Raw genomic sequence first — 24038 nt, 5'->3', positions numbered from 1 at the left:
AAGCTCAAGCTCCTCCGGCACACCAGCCAAAGCGGCACGCCAGTAGGTGACCTGCCGGCTGATCAGGCTCTCCGAGTCACGCTCCTCCCCCAACAACTCCCGCTGCCACAAGGCGTAGTCCGCGTACTGCGCGGTCAACTCCGCCCACTCGGGCTCCCGCCCCGCACAGCGAGCCGCGTAGGCCAGCGACAGGTCACGCGCCAACGGGCCCTTCGACCAGCCGTCACTGGCGATGTGATGCGCCACGAGCACCAACACGCACTCACGGCCGGCACCCAGTTCCAACAGCCACCCACGGAAGGGAAGTTCGACGCCCAGATCGAATGGACGCCGTACCCGCTCCTCGATCTCCGCCGTCAGCCCGTCGTCCGGAACACCGCCGAGGTCCACGACCTCCAACTCCCAGGCGGACGCCAGCTCCTCGACGGGAACGATGCGCTGGTACGGCTCACCGTCCACCGCCGGGAACGTCGTGCGCAGCACCTCGTGCCGCCCGACGACGTCCCGCAGAGCCGCCGCCAGCCCGGCGCGGTTTGTGTCACCGGCCAGCCGCAGCACCATCGGGACGTGGTACGTCGGGCTCGGCCCCTCCAACTGCGCCAGGAACCAGAGCCTGCGCTGGGCGAACGACAGCGGAACCAGCTCCGGCCGCTCAACGGCCGCCCTCAGCGCGGGCCTGGCGGGACCACTCTCCTGTGCCGCGAGATGTGCCTCGAGCCCGGCGGGGGTCGGGGTCTGGAACAGCACCCGGATCTCGACCTCCGCCCCCAGGAGGGCACGTATACGGGAGATCAGCCGGACAGCGAGCAGGGAATGCCCGCCAAGGGCGAAGAAGTCGTCCTCGACCCCCACCGACTCCAGCCCCAGCACCTGCGCGAACGCGGCACACAACGCCTCTTCGCGGGCGTTGGCCGGTGGCCGGCTGCGGCCCACACCGGTGACGTACTCCGGAGCGGGCAGCGCCTTGCGGTCCAGCTTGCCGTTGGACGTCAAGGGCAGCCCGTCCAGGAGAACGACCGCGCTCGGCACCATGTACTCAGGAAGCCGCCCCGCAGCGAACTCCCTCAACCGCTCACCATCGACCTCGCCCTCCGCGTCCACCGGGACGACATAGGCGACCAAGCGCACATCCTCGCCGGCATCCGAACGGGCAACGACAACCGCCTGCGCGACCTCCGGATGAACGGCAAGAACGGCCTCGACCTCACCCGGCTCAACACGGAAGCCACGGATCTTGACCTGGTCGTCCGCCCGGCCCGCGAAGACCAGCCGACCGTCGGGAGCCCAGCGGGCACGGTCCCCGGTGCGATACATCCGCTCACCGGCCCCGAACGGACACGCCACAAAGCGCTCGGCGGACAACGACGCATTGCCCACATACCCGCGCGCCACCTGCGCGCCGGACACATACAGCTCGCCGGTCACACCCACCGGCACCGGCGCCAGCCACTCGTCGAGGACGAACACCCGCGTGTTGGCGACAGGGGTACCGACCGGCACCACACCACCAGCGACGATCTCCTCGTCCAGGACGGTGGTCAGGACACCGATCGTGGTCTCGGTCGGCCCGTAGTGGTTGAACACCACACACCCACCGGCACCGGCACCGACATCCACGAGCTCCCGCACCCACTCCGGCGAAGCAGCCTCACCACCCAACACCAACGACTTCCGCGGCAACACCGACCCGACACCGGCCTCAACCGACAACGCAGCCAGATGCGACGGCACTGCCTTCACATGATCGATCCGATGCTCCGCGAGATAACCGGCGACGGCTCGCGGATCCACGACAACATCAGCATCAAGGATGTGCAGCTCACCGCCGGTGGTCAGGCTGGTGAACACCACCGTGTTACCGAGATCGGTCACCTGAGCCTGCAACAGGCCGTAGCGCTCCCCCGGCGCCCCCCAGCCCAGCCGGCCCGGCACCGACCCCACATAGTTCGCCAGCCCGCCGTGCGTGACCACCACGCCCTTCGGGCGGCCCGTCGAACCCGACGTATAGATCACGTACGCAGCCTGCTCCGGCAGGATCGACACCCCCACCGGCGCAGTCGGTTCCAAAGCATCGAGCTGCTTCACCGTCCAGGGGTCGTCGAGCGCCACCACCCGCACCCGACCAGCAGGCAGGTCTCCGACCACGTCCTCCGAGCCCAGCAGCAGCGACGCACGGCTGTCGGCCAGCATGAACGCGATCCGCTCCACCGGCAGACCCACATCCACCGGCACATACGCCGCCCCCGCCTTCCACACCCCCAACACCCCAACCACCATCTCCACACCACGATCCAGAGCCAACGCCACCACCGACTCCGCACCCACACCCTGCGCAACAAGAAAACGAGCCAGCCGGTTCACCCGCGCATCCAACTCCGCGTACGACACCCCGACTTCCCCATGCACCACCGCCACCGCACCCGGCGACCGCCCCACCCACTCCTCAAACCAACCCAACACCGAACCACCCGACACCACACCACCCGTGTCGTTCCACTCCTCCACCACCGTCCGACGCTCCGCATCGGACAACAACCCCACCGCATGCACAGCACCATCCGGAGCCATCGCCACCTGCTCCAGCAGCCGCAGCCAACGGGTGTTGATCGCCGCAAGTGACGCCGGTTCGAAGAGGTCGGCAGCGACGGTCATCGCGCCGCGCAGCCCCGCGGGGCGCCCCTGTTCGTCGTGGGTCTCCGCGACCATCACGTCCAGATCGAACTTCGCCCACCGCCGGGTCGCCGACACAGGTTCGACGTGGACACCATCCATGTCGAGGACGGCCTCGACGGTGTTCTGCTTGGTCAACACCACCTGGAAGAGCGGGTGTCGGGCCATAGAGCGCGACGGAGCCAGTTCCTCCACCAGCCGCTCGAACGGCACATCCTGATGGGCCAGCGCTTCGAGACTGCGCTCCCGCACCCGCGCCAGCACTTCCCTGAACGTGGGCTCGCCACTGAGATCGGTACGGATGACAAGGGTGTTCAGGAAGCAGCCGACGAGGTCGTCGAGGCCTTCGTCCGTACGGCCCGCCACCGCCGAACCGATCGGAATGTCCTCCCCGGCTCCCAGCCGCGACAGCAGTACCGCCAACGCCGCCTGCAACACCATGAACACCGTCACGCCCTCAGCCTTCGCCAGCTCGGCAAGCCTGCCGTGGACTTCGGCCGGCACACGAAGCGGCAGGCTGTGCGCGCGGTGCGTGGCGGTTACCGGACGCGGATGGTCGAAAGGCAGCTCCAGTTCCGCCGGAATGTCGCGCAGGGCCTCACGCCAGTACGCCATCTGACGGGACACGACGCTGTCCGGATCGCCCTCGTCACCCAGCAACTCCCTTTGCCACACGGTGTAGTCGGCGTACTGCACCGGCAACGGCGCCCACTCCGGCGGTCGACCGTCGCACCGGGCGGCATAGGCGAGTGACAGGTCGTGCGCCAGCGGGCTCATCGACCAGCCGTCGGTGGCTATGTGGTGCAGCAGGAGCACGAGTACGTACTCGTCCGCGCTGGTCTGGAAGAGAGTGGCTCGGACAGGAATGTCCTGCGCGAAGTCGAGAACGTGCCGGGCACGCTCGGCGACCGCACTCACGACGTCGTCCTGCGACGCGGAGGTGAGGTCGACGTACTCCAACTGCCAGTGCAGTTCCTCGGGCGCCACTATCCGCTGGTAAGGCTCACCGTCGGCGGCCGGGAACATCGTGCGCAGCGCCTCGTGCCGGCCGATGACGTCCCGCAACGCCGTGTCGAGCGCCTCGGCCTTCAACTCGCCGGTCAGCCGCAGGACTACGGGCAAGTTGTACGAGGGGTTGGGGCCTTCGAGTTGGGCCAGGAACCACAGCCTGCGCTGGGCGAACGACAGCGGAACCAGCTCCGGCCGCTCAACGGCCGCCCTCAGCGCGGGCCTGGCGGGACCACTCTCCTGTGCCGCGAGATGTGCCTCGAGCCCGGCGGGGGTCGGAGTCTGGAACAACACCCGGATCTCCACCTCGACGCCCAGGAGGGCACGGATACGGGAGATCAGCCGCACGGCGAGCAGGGAGTGCCCGCCCAGAGCGAAGAAGTCGTCCTCGACCCCCACCGACTCCAACCCCAGCACCTGCGCGAACGCAGCACACAACGCCTCTTCGCGGGCGTTGGCCGGTGGCCGGCTGCGGCCCACACCGGTGACGTACTCCGGAGCGGGCAACGCTTTACGGTCCAGCTTGCCGTTAGACGTCAAGGGCAGCGCGTCCAGGAGAACGACCGCACTCGGCACCATGTACTCAGGCAACCGCCCACCGACAAAGGCCTTCACACCCGCCTCGTCAGGAACAGCCTCCACATCCACCGGAACGACATAGGCGACCAGGCGCACATCCTCGCCGGCATCCGAACGGGGGACAACGACCGCCTGCGCGACCTCCGGATGAACGGCGAGAACGGCCTCGACCTCACCCGGCTCAACACGGAAGCCACGGATCTTGACCTGATCATCGACCCGTCCGGCAAACACCAGCCGGCCCTCCGTGGTCCAACGGGCTCGGTCCCCGGTGCGGTACATCCGCTCGCCGGCCCGGAACGGACACGCCACGAAACGCTCGGCGGACAGCGGCGCACTACCCACATACCCGCGCGCCACCTGGGCACCGGCGACATACAGCTCACCCGTCACACCCGGAGCCACCGGCCGCAACCACTGATCCAGCACAAACACCCGCGTGTTGGCGACAGGGGTACCGACCGGCACCACACCACCAGCGACCGTCCCCTCGTCCAGGACGGTGGTCAGGACACCGATCGTGGTCTCGGTCGGCCCGTAGTGGTTGAACACCGTGCACCCACCGGCACCGGCGTCCACGAGCTCCCGCACCCACTCCGGCGAAGCCGCCTCACCACCCAGCACCAACGACTTCCGCGGCAACACCGACCCGACACCGGCCTCAACCGACAACGCAGCCAGATGCGACGGCACTGCCTTCACATGATCGATCCGATGCTCCGCGAGATAACCGGCGACGGCTCGCGGATCCACGACAACATCAGCATCAAGGATGTGCAGCTCACCGCCGGTGGTCAGGCTGGTGAACACCACCGTGTTCCCGAGATCCGTCACCTGAGCCTGCAACAACCCGTACCGCTCCCCCGGCACCCCCCAACCCAGCCGGCCCGGCACCGACCCCACATAATTCGCCAGCCCGCCGTGCGTGACCACCACGCCCTTCGGACGGCCCGTCGAACCCGACGTATACATCACATACGCAGCCTGCTCCGGCAGGATCGACACCCCCACCGGCGCAGTCGGTTCCAAAGCATCGAGCTGCTTCACCGTCCAGGGGTCGTCGAGCGCCACCACCCGCACCCGACCAGCAGGCAGATCCCCGACCACGTCCTCCGAACCCAGCAGCAGCGACGCACGGCTGTCGGCCAGCATGAACGCGATCCGCTCCACCGGCAGACCCACATCCACCGGCACATACGCCGCCCCCGCCTTCCACACCCCCAACACCCCAACCACCATCTCCACACCACGATCCAGAGCCAGCGCCACCACCGACTCCGCACCCACACCCTGCGCAACAAGGAACTGGGCCAGTCGGTTCGCCCGCGCATCCAACTCCGCGTACGACACCCCGACTTCCCCATGCACCACCGCCACCGCACCCGGCGACCGCCCCACCCACTCCTCAAACCACCCCAACACCGAACCACCCGACACCACACCACCCGTGTCGTTCCACTCCTCCACCACCGTCCGACGCTCCGCGCCCGTCAGCAGTTGCGCGTCCCGAAGGCGTCGATCCGGTGCCGCGACGAGTTGGTGCAGTGTGCGTGCCCATCGATCCGCGATGTACGCGACCGTGGCGGGGTCGAAAAGGTCCGCCGCCGCGGTCACCGCGCCCCGCAGGCCGGCCGGGCGTCCTCGCGCGTCGCGGGTCTCCGCGACCATCACGTCCAGGTCGAACTTGGCCGCAGGACGGTCCACCGGCAGTAACTCGACCTCAAGACCGTCGAGTTGGAGAGTTGCCTCACCCATGGCGTGCGTGGTGAGCACGACCTGGAAGAGCGGGTGTCGGGCCATGGAGCGCGACGGAGCCAACTCCTCCACCAACCGCTCGAACGGCACATCCTGATGCGCCAACGCCTCCAGACTGCGCCCACGCACCCGCGCCAGCACATCCCGGAACGACGGATCACCGCCCACATCCGTCCGCACCACCAACGTATTCACAAAGCAACCCACAAGATCGTCCAGACCCTCGTCCGTACGACCCGCCACCGCCGAACCGATCGGAATATCCGTACCAGCACCCAACCGCGACAACAGCACCGCCAACGCCGCCTGCAACACCATGAACACCGTCACACCCTCAGCCCTCGCCAACTCCAGCACCCGGGCGTGCACGTCCGCGGGCACGGCGAAGTCGTGCGAGTGCCCGCGGTGCGAGGCCACTGGGGGGCGTGGCCGGTCGGCGGGCAGGGCGAGCTCGTCGGGGATGCCGGTCAGGGCTTCGCGCCAGTAGTCGACCTGCCGGGAGACCAGGCTCTCCGGATCGTCCTCGTCGCCGAGCACCTGCCGCTGCCACAGCGCGTAGTCCGCGTACTGCACCGGCAACGGCGCCCACTCCGGCGCCCGACCGCCGCGCCGGGCGGCATAGGCGGTCGAGATGTCCCGGGCGAGCGGTCCGAGCGACCAGCCGTCACTGGCAATGTGGTGCAGCACGAGCACCAGGACGTGCTCGTCCGGTGCCGTGCGCAGCAACCACGCCTGGATCGGCACGTCAGTGGACAGGTCGAACGCGTACCGCGTCCGCTCGTCGATCGCCGCGGTCAACTCCTCGGCCGTGGCAGCGGTCAGATCGACCGTCCGCAACTGCCAGTCGAGCGAGTCGGGCTGAAGTATGTGCTGGTACGGCTCGCCGTCCGTCTCGGGGAACGTGGTGCGCAACGACTCGTGCCGGCCGATGACATCCCGCAACGCGGCTGCGAGCGTGTCCGGTGCCAGTTCGCCGGTGACACGGGCCACGGCTGCGCTGTTGTACATCGGGTTCGGGCCCTCTAGCCGGCCGAGGAACCAGAGCCGACGCTGCGCGAACGACAACGGAATCATCGGTCTTCCTCCATACGCATCGGCCGCAGTGCCGGCCTTTCAGGCCGAGTCGGCTGTTGGTCGAGTTCGTCGGCGAGTCCGGCGGGGGTCGGGGTCTGGAACAGCACCCTGATCTCGACCTCCACGCCGAGGAGAGCGCGGATACGGGAGATCAGCCGGACGGCGAGCAGGGAGTGCCCGCCCAGGGCGAAGAAGTCGTCCTCGACCCCGACCGACTCCAACCCCAGCACCTGTGCGAACGCGGCGCACAACGCCTCTTCGCGGGCGTTGGCCGGTGGCCGGCTGCGGCCTGCACCGGTGACGTACTCCGGGGCAGGCAGCGCCTTGCGGTCCAGCTTGCCGTTCGAGGTCAGGGGCAGCGCGTCCAGAAACACGACCGCGCTCGGCACCATGTACTCAGGCAGCCGCCCGCCGACAAAGGCCTTCACGCGCGCCTCGTCAGGAGCGTCCGCCGCGTCCGCAGGGACCACGTAGGCCACCAGACGTACATCCCCGGCGGCATCATCGCGAGCCACTACCGCCGCCTGGGCGACCTCGGGATGAGCAGCGAGGACGGCTTCGACCTCACCCGGCTCGATCCGGAAGCCACGGATCTTCACCTGATCGTCCACCCGCCCGGCGAAGACCAGCCGACCGTCGGGAGTCCAGCGCACCCGGTCCCCGGTGCGGTACATGCGCTCGCCCGACCCGTTCAGAGGGTGGGGGCAGGCGATGAACCGCTCGGCGGTCAGTCGCCCGTTGCCCATGTATCCGCGCGCCAACTGGGCGCCGGACACGTAGAGTTCGCCGGTCACTCCGGCCGGCACCGGCGTCAGCCACTCGTCGAGGACGAACACCCGCGTGTTGGCGACAGGGGTACCGACCGGCACCACCCCACCGGCGACCGTCTCCTCGTCCAGGGCCATGGTCAGGACACCGATCGTGGTCTCGGTCGGCCCGTAGTGATTGAACACCGCACACCCACCGGCACCGGCACCGGCACCGGCACCGGCACCGACATCCACGAGCTCCCGCACCCACTCCGGCGAAGCCGCCTCACCACCCAACACCAACGACTTCCGCGGCAACACCGCCTCCACACCCACCACCGACGACAACGCGGCCAGATGCGACGGCACAACCTTCAGATGATCAATCCCCTGACCACGCACATACGCGGCCACCACTCCCGGGTCCACCACCGACTCCGCATCGAGAATGTGCAGCTCACCGCCAGTGGCCAGGCTGGTGAACACCACCGTGTTGCCGAGATCGGTCACCTGAGCCTGCAACAGGCCGTAGCGCTCCCCGGGCGCCCCCCAGCCCAACCGGTCCGGCACCGACCCCACATAATTCGCCAGCCCACCGTGCGTGACGGCCACGCCCTTCGGCCGGCCCGTCGAACCCGACGTATAGATCACATACGCCAGACCGTCAGCGGCAACCCCACCCACGGGCGGACTCGGATCGGCAGCCTCAAGCTGCCGCATCGTCGACGGATCGTCGAGCGCCACCACCCGCACCCGACCAGCAGGCAGATCCCCGACCACGTCCCCCGAACCCAACAACAACACCGCACGACTGTCCGCCAGCATGAACGCAATACGCTCCACCGGCAGACCCACATCCACCGGCACATACGCCGCCCCCGCCTTCCACACCCCCAACACCCCAACCACCATCTCCACACCACGATCCAGAGCCAACGCCACCACCGACTCCCGACCAACCCCCAGACCCCTCAAATACCGAGCCAGTCGGTTCGCCCGCGCATCCAACTCCGCGTACGACACCCCGACTTCCCCATGCACCACCGCCACCGCACCCGGCGACCGCCCCACCCACTCCTCAAACCACCCCAACACCGAACCACCCGACACCACACCACCCGTGTCGTTCCACTCCTCCACCACCCGCCGCAACTCCACATCGGACAACAACCCCACCGCATGCACAGCACCATCCGGAGCCACCGCCACCTGCTCCAGCAGCCGCACCCAACGAGCGGCGATCGACTCCACCGACGTGGGCTCGAACAGATCCGCGGCTACCGTCACGGAGCCTCGTAGCCCGGCTGGGCGCCCCAGCTCGTCATGGGTCTCGCCGACCATGACGTCCAGGTCGAACTTGGCTGCCGGGCGGTCGATGGGGAGGAGTTCGACGTCCAGGCCTTCGAGTTCGAGCATCGACTCGCCCATGGCGTCGGTGGTGAGGACGACCTGGAAGAGGGGATGCCGGGCCATCGACCGCGACGGAGCCAACTCCTCCACCAACCGCTCGAACGGCACATCCTGATGCGCCAACGCCTCCAGACTGCGCCCACGCACCCGCGCCAGCACATCCCGGAACGACGGATCACCGCCCACATCCGTCCGCACCACCAACGTATTCACAAAGCAACCCACAAGATCGTCCAGACCCTCGTCCGTACGACCCGCCACCGCCGAACCGATCGGAATGTCCGTACCGGCACCCAACCGCGACAACAGCACCGCCAACGCCGCCTGCAACACCATGAACACCGTCACACCCTCAGCCCTCGCCAACTCCACCAGGCCGGCATGCACGTCGGCCGGTACCCGCAGCGGCACGCTGTGCGCGCGGTGGCTCGCCGTGACGGGGCGCAGTCGGTCGAAGGGCAGGTCCAGTTCCTCGGGAGCGCCCGCCAACGCATCGCGCCAGTAGTCGACCTGCCGGGAGATCAGGCTCTCCTCGTCGCCGTCGTCCCCAAGCAGCTCCCTCTGCCACAGCGCGTAGTCCGCGTACTGCACCGGCAAGGGCGCCCAGTCCGGCCGTTGCCCACGTCGGCGGGCCGCGTACGCCAGCGACAGGTCGCCGGCGAGGGGGGTCATGGACCAGCCGTCACTGGCGATGTGGTGGACGACCAGCACCAGCTGGTGCTCACGGTCGTCGACCTTGATCAGCGTGGCCCGAATCGGCACCTCGGTGGCCAGCGCGAACGCATAGCGCGCACGCGCGGCGATCACGGCATCCCGTTCCGCCGCCGTACCGGCGGTCAGGTCGAGACATTCCATCTGCCAGACCAACTCGGCGACCTGAGTGACCTGTTGGTACGGCTCTCCGTCAACGGTGGGGAAGATCGTACGCAGTGATTCGTGCCGGCCGATCACATCACGCAGCGCCGTGCCCAGCGCATCGGCGTCGAGGTCGCCGGTGAGGCGGAGCACGTTGGGTGCGTTGTACGTGGCACTGTCGCCCTCAAGCTCGGCGAGGAACCAGAGTCGCCGTTGCGCGTACGACAACGGCACCCGCTCGGGCCGCACACCCACCATCAGCCGAGGCCGTGCGGAACCACCGGCCTGCTCCGCCAGGTACGCGGCGAGCCCGGCGGGGGTCGGGGTCTGGAACAACACCCGGATCTCCACCTCCACGCCCAGGAGGGCACGGATACGGGAGATCAGCCGAACGGCAAGCAGGGAATGCCCGCCCAGAGCGAAGAAGTCGTCCTCGACCCCCACCGACTCCAGCCCCAACACCTGCGCGAACGCAGCACACAACGCCTCTTCACGAGCATCCGCCGCCGGACGACTCCGGCCCACACCGGTGACGTACTCCGGGGCAGGCAACGCCTTACGGTCCAACTTGCCGTTGGACGTCAGGGGCAACGCGTCCAGGAATACGACCGCGCTCGGCACCATGTACTCAGGCAACCGCCCACCGACAAAGGCCTTCACACGCGCCTCCTCAGGAACATCCTCCGCGTCCACCGGGACGACATAGGCGACCAGGCGCGCATCCTCGCCGGCATCCGAACGGGGGACGACAACGGCCTGCGCGACCTCCGGATGCGCGGCGAGAACGGCCTCGATCTCGCCGGGTTCGATCCGGAAGCCACGGATCTTGACCTGGTCGTCCGCCCGGCCCGCGAAGACCAGCCGACCGTCGGGAGCCCAGCGGGCACGGTCCCCGGTGCGATACATCCGCTCACCGGCCCCGAACGGACACGCCACAAAGCGCTCGGCGGACAGCGGCGCATTACCCACATACCCGCGCGCCACCTGCGCGCCGGACACATACAGCTCGCCGGTCACACCCACCGGCACCGGCGCCAGCCACTCGTCGAGGACGAACACCCGCGTGTTGGCGACAGGGGTACCGACCGGCACCACACCACCAGCGACGATCTCCTCGTCCAGGACGGTGGTCAGGACACCGATCGTGGTCTCGGTCGGCCCGTAGTGGTTGAACACCACACACCCACCGGCACCGGCACCGACGTCCACGAGCTCCCGCACCCACTCCGGCGAAGCAGCCTCACCACCCAACACCAACGACTTCCGCGGCAACACCGCCTCCGCACCCACCACCGACGACAACGCGGCCAGATGCGACGGCACCGCCTTCACATGATCGATCCGGTGATCACGCACGTACGCAGCCACAGCCCCCGGGTCCACCACCGACTCCGCGTCCAGAATGTGCAACTCGCCGCCAGTCGCCAGACTGATGAACACCACCGTGTTCCCCAGGTCCGTCACCTGCGCCTGCAACAACCCGTACCGCTCCCCCGGCACCCCCCAACCCAGCCGGCCCGGCACCGACCCCACATAGTTCGCCAGGCCACCATGCGTGACCACCACGCCCTTCGGACGACCCGTCGAACCCGACGTATACATCACATACGCAGCCTGCTCCGGCAGCACCGACACCCCCACCGGCGCCGACGGCTCCAACGCACCGAGCTGCTTCACCGTCCACGGATCATCAAGCGCCACCACCCGCACCCGACCAGCAGGCAGATCCCCAACCACATCCTCCGAGCCCAACAACAACACCGCGCGACTGTCCGCCAGCATGAACGCGATCCGCTCCACCGGCAGACCCACATCCACCGGCACATACGCCGCCCCCGCCTTCCACACCCCCAACACCGCCGCGATCATCTCCACACCACGATCCAGAGCCAACGCCACCACCGACTCCGCACCCACACCCTGCGCAACAAGAAAACGAGCCAGCCGATTCGCCCGCGCATCCAACTCCTCGTACGACACCCCCACACCACCCGCAACCACCGCCACCCCACCCGGCGACCGCCCCACCCACTCCTCAAACCACCCCAACACCGAACCACCCGACACCACACCACCCGTGTCGTTCCACTCCTCCACCACCGTCCGACGCTCCGCCGCCGACGCCACAGCGACCTCGTGCAGTCGCCGGTCCGGGGTCGTGGCGAGTTGGTTCACCACTCGTTCCCAGCGCACCGCGATCGCCTCCGCCGTGGCGGGGTCGAAGAGGTCGGCAGCGGCGGTCATCGAGCCCTGCAGTCCCGCGGGCCGGCCGTGGGCGTCGTGTGTCTCGCGGATCATGACGTCGAGGTCGAACTTGGCCACGGGCCGGTCGACCGAGAGGAGTTCGACGGCCACGCCGGGGATGTCGAGGGTGGCGTCGACGGTGTTCTCCATGGTGAGGACGATCTGGAAGAGGGGATGCCGGGCCATGGAACGCGCAGGCGCCAGCTCCTCCACCAACCGCTCGAACGGCACATCCTGATGCGCCAACGCCTCCAGACTGCGTCCACGCACCCGCGCCAGCACATCCCGGAACGACGGATCACCGCCCACATCCGTCCGCACCACCAACGTATTCACAAAGCAACCCACAAGATCGTCCAGACCCTCGTCCGTACGACCCGCCACCGCCGAACCGATCGGAATGTCCGTACCGGCACCCAACCGCGACAACAGCACCGCCAACGCCGCCTGCAACACCATGAACACCGTCACACCCTCAGCCCTCGCCAGCTCCACCAGCGACCGGTGTGTCTCGGCGGGAATGCTCAGCGGCATGCTGTGGCCGCGGTGGGTGGCGGTGGTGGGGCGTGGGTGGTCGAAGGGCAGGGCCAGTTCTTCGGGGGCGCCGTCCAAAGCGTCGCGCCAGTAGTCGATCTGGCGGGACATCAGGCTCTCGGGGTCGCTCTCGTCGCCGAGCAACTCCCGCTGCCACAGCGCGTAGTCGGCGTACTGGACCCGCAGTGGCGTCCACTCCGGCGACCGGTGGGCTCGCCGTGCCGCGTAGGCCGTCGACAGGTCGGCGGCCAGTGGGCTCATGGACCAGCCGTCGCTGGCGATGTGGTGGGCGACCAGCATGAGGCCGTACTGGTCGGCGCCGGTGTGCAGCAGCCACGCCTTGAAGGGCACTTCGTGCTCCAGGTCGAAGGCGTGCCGGGCGCGCTGGCGTACCGCCTGGGCCACGTCGTCCGCGGAGGCGCCGACGAGGTCCACCGGCTGGAGCGTCCAGTCGAGTTCCTCCAGCGGGACGACGTGCTGGTACGGCTCGCCGTCCGTGGCCGGGAAGACCGTACGCAGCGATTCGTGCCGGCCTACGACGTCCCGCAGCGCGGCACCCAGCGCGTCGGTGTCGACCGGACCGGTCAGTTGGAGTACGCAGGGTGCGTTGTAGGTGGAGCTGCGCCCCTCGAGTTGGCCGAGGAACCACAGTCGGCGTTGTCCGAACGACAGCGGGATCCGGGCCGGGCGCTCCGGGCGCTCCGCGCCGCTCGTGAGCGCGGGGCGGCGGGCGGCACCGTCCTGCCGGCCCGCGAGGTGGGCGGCGATGCCGGCCGGGGTGGGGGCGTCGAACAGCACCCGGATCTCGACCTCGGCGCCGAGCAGGACGCGGATGCGGGACATGAGCCGGACGGCGAGCAGGGAGTGCCCGCCGAGGGCGAAGAAGTCGTCCTCGGCACCGACCGACTCCAGCCCCAGCACCTGCGCGAACGCGGCGCACAGGATCTCCTCGTGGGCGTTCGAGGGGCCGCGGTCGCCCGCGCCGGTCCCGGTGGTCCGGTCGGGTGCGGGCAGGGCCTTGCGGTCGAGTTTGCCGTTGACGGTGAGCGGCAGGCTGTCGAGCAGCACCAGTGCTGCGGGCACCATGTAGCCGGGGAGGCGCTGTTTGAGGTGCGTGCGCAGGTCGTCGACGAGCTGGTCCGGGGCGTGGCGGCGGGGCCGGTCCGAGGTCTGCGGCGGTGTCGTCCGGCCCGCGGCGACCGCGCCCGGGCGGACGGCGTAGACCATGTGCAGTCCGGTGCCGGCGACGTCCTCGGCGGTGTCGTGGCGGACGTCGAAGCCGCGGTCGCGGAGCATGCCGACGACGTCGGCGAGCCGTCCGTCGACCTCGTGCACCTCGGCCACGATCTGGCGGACGAGCGGCCAGTGCTCCTCCTCGATGCCGCGCAGGACCTCCAGCTCGCTCTTCTCCGCGTCGATCTTCAGGAGATCGATCGCCGGGATCCCCTGTTCGCGGATGAGGTCGGACAGGGTGCGCAGTTGCACCTCGACCTGTTCGCCGCGCAGGCGCTGCGCGAGCATCTCGCGCATGAGCGAGTCGTCGGCGTCCCTCATCTCGGCCGCGTGTTCGTTGCGCAGGAAGCGTTGCAGGGTCTCGCGTTCGGCGGCCTCGTCCGCGAAGCGGCCGGAGAGGATCGACATCTGGGGGTAGTACGTGAAGGTGGCCGTCTCCGCGTGCTCGCCGACACCGCAGTTGGTGACGACGGCATCGACGTCGTTGAGTTCGGCGTTGATCCGGTACAGCGCGGCGAGTTCGGGGATGGGTTCGAAGGCGTGGATGCGGCTGGATGGGGCGACCTCGTTGACGTACATCGAGAACATGCCGACGTGGCCGCCGACGTCGATGACGCAGGCGTTCTCCGGGAGTCGGACGCCGAACTTGAGGTACTCGTTCTGTTCGAAGATCTCCCGGTAGAGGAATTCGATGTTGGTGCGGTTGTGGCCGAGTACGGTCAGGCCGTTGGGCAGTTCGTGGCGTTCCGCGGCGTCCAGGGCTCCCTCGTCGCGCAGGCGCAGCCAGGTCGCGATCCGGTCGGCGTTCTCCTGGTCGGGCGTGACGTAGCCGACGAGCCGGGGGCCGCCGGGCTGGTCGCCGCGTGGGACCACGGCCGCCTGCGCGACGCCCGGGTGTGCGACCAGTGCCGCCTCGATCTCGCCCGGCTCGATGCGGAAGCCGCGGATCTTCACCTGTTCGTCGGCGCGGCCGAGGTACTCCAGGGAGCCGTCCGCGGTCCAGCGGGCCAGGTCGCCCGTGCGGTACATCCGCTCCCCGGCGCCGAAGGGGCAGGCCACGAAGCGCTGTGCGGACAGGTCCGCGCGCCGCAGGTATCCGCGCGCCAACTGGTCGCCTGCGACGTACAGTTCGCCGACGGCGCCGACGGGGACGGGCCGCAGCCCCGCGTCCAGCACATAGGTCCGCAGGCCCGGAAGGCCGCGGCCGACGGGGCTGCCACCGCCGCCCGCGGCGGACCCGGCGTCCGGCGCGGCGGAGCCCGCGTCCAGCGCGAGATGGGTGACGTGCACGGTGGTCTCGGTGATTCCGTACATGTTCACCAGTGCCGGCCCGTCGTCGGCCGGCCGGCGTGCGTACCACTCCGCCAGGCGGCTCGGTTCCAGCGCCTCGCCACCGAACACGACGTAGCGCAGGGCGAGTCGGGCTCCGATGTCCGGCCGTTCCGCCTCGGCGGCCGTCAACTGGTAGAAGGCGGACGGCGTCTGGCTCAGTACGGTCACCCGTTCGCGGGCCAGCAGTTCCAGGAACTCGCCCGGTGAGCGGGACACGGAGAAGCCGACCACTACCAGTCGGCCGCCGCGCAGCAACGCGCCCCACATCTCCCACACCGAGAAGTCGAAGGCGAACGAGTGGAAGCAGCTCCACACGTCGTCGGGTCCGATGTCGTACACCTGGTCGGCGGCGGCGAAGAGCTGCACCACATTGCGGTGCGTGACCACGACGCCCTTGGGCCGGCCTGTCGAGCCCGAGGTGTAGATCACGTATGCCGGATGGTCCGGGGACACCCGCACCGAGCCGTCCTGCAACGGGGACGGGGTACCGGGCAGCCCGGCCAGGTAGGCGGCGGTCGCCGGATCGTCGACGAACAGCAGCGGAACATCGCAGACCGGGCCGGACAGCACGTTCTCCACCGACCGGGACGCCACCACGCAGTCGGCTCCGCTGTCCACGAGCATGAACGCGAGTCGCTCCGGCGGCTGTTGCGGATCGACCGGCAGATACGCGGCCCCGGCCTTCACGATGCCCAGCAGCGCCGTGACCACGTCCACGCCGCGGTCCATCACCACGGCGACCACGCATTCCGGCCCCACGCCCTGGCCGGCGAGGTGGCGGGCCAGCCGGTTGGCGCGGGCGTCCAGCTCGGCGTACGAAACCTCGGTGCCGTCGGCGACGACGGCCACCGCGTCCGGGGTCCGGCGGGCCTGCGCCTCGAACAGCTCCGCGAGCGAGGTGTCCCGCGCCGCCACGGGCGGGGCGTTCCACTCGTCGACCAGCTGCCGTCGCTGCCCGGCGTCGAGGACGTCGATCGTGTCGAGGCTGACCTCCGGGCCGCCTTCGAGGGCTGTCTCCAGGGCGGTGGAGAGACGGTCCATGGCCATGTGGACCAGGTCGGCGACGAGTTGCGGGGAGACCGGGCTCACGGCGTCGACCGCGAGTTCGAAGCCGTGGTCGCCGAGGTCGTCGACGGAGACGTTGAGCGGGTAGTTGTCGCGCTCCTCGACATACCGGGTGGTGACGCCCTCAAGTCCGTCGTTGGACTCGTTGTTGACGTCGTCGACCCAGAGTCCGCGGTCGTTGTGGCGGTAGTTGAAGAGGGCGGTGAACAGGGGGGTGTCCCCCGCGACCCCGCTGGCCTGCTGCGCGATCGCCAACGGCGCGTGTTCGTGGGCCACAAGACCGGCCAGCTGTTCCCGCATCGCGGCCACCGCGGCGCCGACGCCGACACCACGTGTCCGCACCCGGGCGGGCAGGGTGTTCATGAACAGGCCCAACGCCCGGTCGGCACCGGCTCCGCCACTCATCCGGCCGAGCAGTACGGTCCCGAACACCACGTCGTCCCGGCCCGACACCGCCGCCAGCACCCGCGCCCACGCCACATGCCACACCGTCGCCGGGCTGACCCCCAGGCTCCGGGCCACGCGGCGGACCCGTTCGGCCACCACGTCCGTCACCGGACGGTGGGCGCGCACCACCTCGGCGCCGTTGCCGTGCACGTCCAACAGGCCGAAGGGCGCGGTCGGTTCGGTCACGTCTGCCAGCAGCTCACGGAAGAAACCGGCGTGATCGGCGGTGGCGATGTCGTTGCGCGCCTGGGCCACGAAGTCCCGGAACGGGGCGGGAGCGGGCAGCTGCGCCTCCTCGCCGCGCATGAACGCGCGCACTTCCTGCAGCAGCAGCGCCATGCCGGTGTGGTCCTGGATCAGGTGGTGCATCCGCAGCAGCGCCAGATGCCGGCCGTCTGCCGTACGAGCCCTGTGCACATCCATCAGCGGTGCCTGGGCGAGATCCATCGACCGGCCCACCGCGCCCACCAGCGCGGCCACCGGGTCGGCCGGTGCCGCCGCGTCCAGATCCACGGTGTGGGTCCGCAACTCCGCGTGGCGCCAGACGACTTGGACCGGTTCCGCGATGCCCTCCCAGACCACCCCGGTGCGATAGACGTCATGCCGGTCCACGACCCGCCGCAACGCCTCGACGAACGCGTCCAGCCGCGGGGACCCGTCGAACTCCAGGACCACGACCGTCACATAGGCGTCGACTCCGCCCTCCGCCAGGAGGTGGTGGAACAGCAGCCCCTCCTGGAGCGGCGCCAGCGGATAGACGTCCGCCACGTTGGCCGCGCCGCCCTCGACCGTCGACACCACCCGGTCGAGCTCCGCCGCCGTCCGCCCCGCCAGCGGGACCGACTCCGGTGTGATCACCGTCGTACCCAGCGGCACGCCGCCCGCCGCCCGGGAACCCTCCGGACCGGCGGTCGCCACCAGCGCCGCGAGCCCACCCGGGGTCGGGGCCTCGAACAGGGCGCGCACGGTCGCCGCCAGCCCGCGCACCCGGAGCCGCTCCACCAGACGCACTCCCAGCAGGGAATGCCCGCCCAGCGCGAAGAAGTCGTCCTCGACGCCGACCGCGTCCACCTCCAGCACCTCGGCGAAGGCGGCGCACACGGCTTCCTCGCGGGCGTTCGCCGGGCCACGGGTCGCACCGTCCGCTCCGTCCGCGGTGTGCGCGGGAGCGGGCAGGGCGTTGTGGTCGAGCTTCCCGTTGACGGTGAGCGGGAGCCGGTCGAGGAGGACGATGGCGGAGGGCACCATGTAGTACGGCAGCCGGGCCGCCGCGTACTCCCGCAGTTCCGCCGTTCCGGCGCTCTCGGCTGTCTCCGTGACGACGTAGGCGACCAGCCGTTTCTGTCCCGGCTCGTCCTCCCGCACCACCACCGCGGCCTGCTCCACGCCCGGCGCCGAGCCCAGCACCGCCCGCACCTCGCCCGGCTCGATCCGGAACCCCCGGATCTTCACCTGGTCGTCCGCACGCCCCGCGAACAGCAACTGCCCGCGCGCGTTCCACCGCACCCGGTCCCCGGTGCGGTACATCCGCTCGCCCGCGCCCCACGGGCAGGCCACGAACCGCTCCGCGCTGAGCGCGCCCCTGCCGACGTAGCCCCGGGCCAGACCGGCACCTGTCACATACAGCTCACCCGCGACCCCGACCGGGACCGGGCTCAGCCAGTCGTCGAGGACGACCACACCCGTCGCGGTGATCGGCGTACCGATCACCGGCTCGTCGCCGGGTACCAACGCCGGCGATATCGTCGCCGCCACCGTCGTCTCCGTCGGCCCGTACCCGTTGAACAGCCGACGCCCGGCACCCCAACGCTCCACAAGCCGAGCGTCCATCGCCTCACCCGCAGAGATCAGCACCCTTACCGAACCCGCATCCCGCGCCGGATCCAGCACCGCCAACACCGCCGGCGGCACCGTCGCATGCGTCACCCCGAACCGGTCCAGCACCTCCTCCAAACCCGCCCCCGGCACCAGCACCCCACCAGGCGCCACCACCAACACCCCACCCGAACACAGAGCCATCACCCACTCCGCCACCGCCCCGTCAAACCCGATCGACGCAAACTGCAACACCCGCGCATCCACACCCGCCCCCAGCCGCTCCCGCTGCGCAGCCACCAGCCGGGCCACCCCACCATGCGTCAACACCACACCCTTCGGCCGCCCCGTCGACCCCGACGTATACGTCACATACGCACCGGCCAACGGCAACACAGCCCCACCACGCTCACCGTCGGACACCGCACCACCGTCGAAGGCCACCAGTGCACCCGGTTCATCGACGAGCAGCACGGGCACGCCCAGCTCCCCCGGCACCGCCCCGGCGCACTCCCGGGACGTCACCACACACACGGCGCCGCAGTCCCCGAACACGAAGCCCATCCGCTCCGCCGGAACCCGCGGATCGACCGGCACGAACACCGCACCCGCCTTCCACACCCCCAGCAGGACCGCCGCCACGTCGATCCCCCGCTCCAGCACCACACCCACCGACGAACCGACCCCCACCCCGGCGTCGCGCAACCACCGAGCCACCCGATTCGCCCGCACATCCAACTCGCTGAACGAGACCTCGATCCCGTCACCCACCACCGCCGACGCACCACCGCGCAGCGCCACCTGCTCCTCGAACAACCCCAACCCCGAAACCAGCCCACCCGCACCGGAGCCCAGCCCACCCCACTCCGCCAACCGCCCCCGCTCCCCCGCCACCAACACATCGGTGCCGTGCAGTGCGTGGTCCGGGTGGGCGGTGAGTCCGTCGAGCAGGTGGGCCCAGCGTTCGGCGATCGTCCGGGCCGTGCCGGCCTCGAAGAGGTCGGCCGCGGCGGTGAGGCCGCCGCGCAGTCCGGCGGGGGATCCATCGGCGTCGTATGTCTCGGAGACGGTCAGTTCGAGGTCGAGCCTGGCGGCGAGCACCAGGGCGTCGGCGGGTACGGCACCGCCGGCCCGGACACCGGGCAGGTCCAGTGCGGCTCGCTCGACGTTCTGGAGGGTGAGCATGACCTGGAAGAGGGGGTGGCGGCTCATCGACCGGCTCGGCGCGAGCTCCTCGACCAGGCGCTCGAAGGGCACGTCCTGGTGGGCCAGCGCCTCGACGCTGCGTTCCCGCACGCGGGTGAGCACGTCGCGGAAGGTGGGGTCGCCGCTCAGGTCGGTACGGAGGACAAGGGTGTTGAGGAAGTAGCCGACGAGGTCGTCCAGGTTCTCGTCCGTGCGGCCGGCCACCGCCGAGCCGATGGGGATGTCCTCGCCCGCGCCGAGGCGGGAGAGCAGCACGGCGAGCGCGGCCTGGAGCACCATGAACACGGTCACGCCCTCGGCCCGGGCCAGTGCGACGATCCGTGCGTGCACGTCGGCCGGTACGGTCAGCGGCGCTATGTGGGCGGCATGGTCGGACACCGCCGGGCGGGTCCGGTCGAACGGCAGCTCCAGTTCCTCCGGTATGCCGTCCAGCGCCGCCCGCCAGTAGCCGACCTGCTGGGCGAGGATGCTGTCCTGGTCGTCCTCGGCGCCGAGCAGTTCGCGCTGCCACAGCGCGTAGTCCGCGTACTGGACCGGCAGGGGCGCCCACTGCGGCGCACGTCCCGCCCGCCGTTCCGCGTAGGCGAAGGACAGGTCGCGGGCGAGGGGACGCATGGACCAGCCGTCGCTGGCGATGTGGTGCACGACGAACAGCAGTACCGCCTGGTCCGTGCCGCTCTCGGGGGCGCCGGCAGCCGCCGGGCGGTCGTCGGCGCTGAGACGCAGTTCGCCGAGGCTCGTCTCGACGAGGTCCGCGGACACGTCGTCGCCGGGTTCCGCGTCGGTGGGTCCGGTCTCCAACAGCCAGGCGCGGATGGGGATTTCGCGGGAGAGGTCGAAGGCGTGGGCCGCCTTCTCGCGGACGGTCTCGACGAGGCCGGGGCCGTTCGCCGTCCGCAGGTCCACGGTTTCCAGGTCCCAGTCGAGGTCCCACAGGTTGACGACCTCCTGGTGGGGTTCGCCGTCGATGCTGGGGAAGACCGTACGGAGTGTCTCGTGCCGGCCGATGACGTCCCGCAGTGCGGCGGCGAGTGCGGCCCGGTCCAGGTCGCCGGTCAGGCGCAGGGCGACGGGCAGGTTGTAGGTGGGACGGGCGCCTTCGAGGCGGCCGAGGAACCACAGCCGCTGCTGTGCGAAGGACAGCGGTACGTGCGGCATGCGCCTGCCGGCGGTGAGGGCGAGCCGGGTCCGGCCGGCACCCTGCTGGTCGAGGTGGACCGCGAGCCCGGCCGGGGTCGGCGCCTCGAACAGCGCGCGCACCTGTACCTCGGCACCGAGGAGTACGCGGACGCGTGAGATGAGGCGGACCACCATCAGGGAGTGGCCGCCCAGGGCGAAGAAGTCGTCGTCGACGCCGACCGAGTCCACGCCCAGGACCTCGGCGAACGCCCGGCAGAGCAGGGCTTCACGGACATCGCCGGGCTGCCGGACGGACCTGTCGCGCAGAGCCTGTTCCGGTGAGGGCAGGGCCTGGTGGTCGAGTTTGCCGTTGACGGTGAGCGGGAGCCGGTCGAGCGGCACGATCGCGGAGGGCACCATGTAGTACGGCAGCCGCTCGGCCGCGTACTCCCGCAGCCCCGCCACAACCTCCGCCGTTCCCGGCGTCCCCGCCGTCCCCGCCGTCCCCGCCGTCCCCGCCGTCCTCGGCGTCTCCGTGACGACGTAGGCGACCAGCCGTTTCTGTCCCGGCTCGTCCTCCCGCACCACCACCGCGACCTGCTCCACCCCCGCGGCCGAGCCCAGCACCGCCCGCACCTCACCCGGCTCGATCCGGAACCCCCGGATCTTCACCTGCTCATCAACCCGCCCGGCGAACACCAACTGACCATCGGCGGTCCACCGCACCCGGTCACCCGTCCGATACATCCGCTCACCCGCGACGAACGGACAGGCGACAAACCGCTCCGCAGTCAGAGCGCTCCTACCGACATAACCCCGAGCCAGCCCGGCCCCCGTCACATACAGCTCCCCGACCCCACCCGCGGGCACCGGCCGCAGCCAGTCGTCGAGCACGACCACACCCGTCGCCGTGATCGGCGTACCGATCACCGGCTCGTCGCCGGGTACCAACGCCGGCGATATCGTCGCCGCCACCGTCGTCTCCGTCGGCCCGTACCCGTTGAACAGCCGACGCCCGACACCCCAACGCTCCACAAGCCGAGCGTCCATCGCCTCACCCGCAGAGATCAGCACCCTTACCGAAGACGCATCCCGCGCCGGATCCAGCACCGCCAACACCGCCGGCGGCACCGTCGCATGCGTCACCCCGAACCGGTCCAGCACCTCCTCCAGACCCGCCCCCGGCACCAGCACCCCACCCGGAGCCACCACCAACACCCCACCCGAACACAGAGCCATCACCCACTCCGCCACCGCCCCGTCAAACCCGATCGACGCAAACTGCAACACCCGCGCATCCACACCCGCCCCCAGCCGCTCCCGCTGCGCAGCCACCAGCCGAGCCACCCCACCATGCGTCAACACCACACCCTTCGGCCGCCCCGTCGACCCCGACGTATACGTCACATACGCACCGGCCAACGGCAACACAGCCCCACCACGCTCGGCATCGGACACCGCACCACCGTCGAACCCCGCCACCACACCCGGCTCGTCCACCACCAGCACCGGAACGCCCAGATCCCCCGGCACCGCCCCCACACATTCACCCGACGTCACCACACACATGACATCCGCGTCCCCGAACACGAACCGCATCCGCTCCGCCGGAACCCGCGGATCCACCGGAACAAACACCGCACCCGCCTTCCACACCCCCAACAGCACCACCGCCACATCAACCCCACGCCCCAACACCACACCCACCGACGAACCGACCCCCACCCCGGCGTCGCGCAACCACCGAGCCACCCGATTCGCCCGCACATCCAACTCACCGAAAGAAACCTCACCCCCCTCACCCACCACCGCCAACGCATCCCCGCCCAACCCCACCTGCTCCTCGAACAACCCCAACCCCGAAACCAGCCCACCACCCACGCCACACCCCAACCCGCCCCAACCCACCAACCGACCCCACTCCCCCGACACCAACACATCGGCGTGCGCGAGGGGTTCGTCGGCGGCGGCGCTGTTCAGCCACTCCAGCGCCCGGCGGTACCGCAGCTCGGTCTCCTCGTCGCGCTCGGTGGCGGGGACGTGGTGGACGGAGACGGCGCAGTCGCCGAAGCGGGGGGCCGGGTGCGCGGGGAGGAGCTCGGCCTCGATGTCGTGGAGGGGGGTGCCGGCGTCGAGGCCGAGGTCGCGCAGCATGTGGTCGTAGGGGAAGCGTCGGTGGCTCAGTGCGGAGCGCAGGGCGTCGACGCTCGCGCGGACGAGGTCCTGTGCGGTCATCAGCGGGGTGAGCCTGACGCGTACGGGCAGGACGTTCTGGGCTCCGGTGGCTGCCTGGATCCGGGGGAGGACACCGATGACGACGTCCTCGTCGCCGGTGAGCCGGTGCACGGTCAGGGCGACGGCCGCGAGGGCGGTCGCGTCGGTGCCGGCGGTCACTCGCAGCCGTCGTCCGGGGTCCGTGGGCTCGGTGAGGCCGGCGAGCGAGCGCGCCCAGTAGCGCCTGTCCTCCTCGTACGCGGGGGAGTTCGGGTAGTCGGCCGGGGTGTCCGGGCGGTGCCGTGGCTCGAAGGGCTCGGGGGGCTCTGTGTCCGTGGTGAGGGCGGCGTAGTGTGCGGCGACCCGGTCGCGGAGGCGTGCGGCGTCGCGCGCGTCCTCGACCAGGCGGTGGCTGCGCCGGTACCAGAGCACGTGGTCCGGGCCCAGGACGTAGAGGGTCTGGGCGGTGAGCGGGCGGCCGGTGCCGGCGGGCGGGGGCGGGGTCCGCAGGTCCTCGCGCATGTCGCGCTCGGCTGCCGCGCGCGGGTCGGGCTCGGTGCGCAGGTCCGTCAGGCGGACTGCGGCGGGGGTGTCGCCGGCGGGGTGGCTCCGGAGGCGGTCGGTGGCTTCCGCGGACGTGGTGCGCAGGGCCCGTAGCAGCAGGTCCGTGTCGAGGCTGCCGCGGATCTCGACGTATTCACCCGTGTTTCCGGTCGTGCGGTCCGCCAT

Annotated in this window: 2 protein-coding genes (1 of these 2 only partly in view); both read right to left on the bottom strand. The window is 70.1% G+C overall.

Annotated elements, in window-relative coordinates; genetic code table 11:
* On the bottom strand, nt 1–7086 hold the 5' end (the start) of the coding sequence (locus AB0D74_RS45590) for an amino acid adenylation domain-containing protein (RefSeq protein WP_362600750.1). Its footprint begins 9231 nt before the window's first position; only the first 7086 of its 16317 coding nucleotides appear in the window; the start codon lies at nt 7084–7086; the stop codon falls past the left edge of the window.
* Nucleotides 7083–24038 (bottom strand): amino acid adenylation domain-containing protein, encoded by a 16956-nt coding sequence (locus tag AB0D74_RS45585; protein ID WP_362600747.1) that lies wholly within the window; start codon nt 24036–24038, stop codon nt 7083–7085. The genes AB0D74_RS45590 and AB0D74_RS45585 overlap by 4 nt, the downstream gene beginning before the upstream one ends.

Source organism: Streptomyces sp. NPDC048278, from assembly GCF_040652195.1.
Classification (GTDB): Bacteria; Actinomycetota; Actinomycetes; order Streptomycetales; family Streptomycetaceae; genus Streptomyces.
This window is presented reverse-complemented; position numbering and strand designations above follow the sequence as displayed.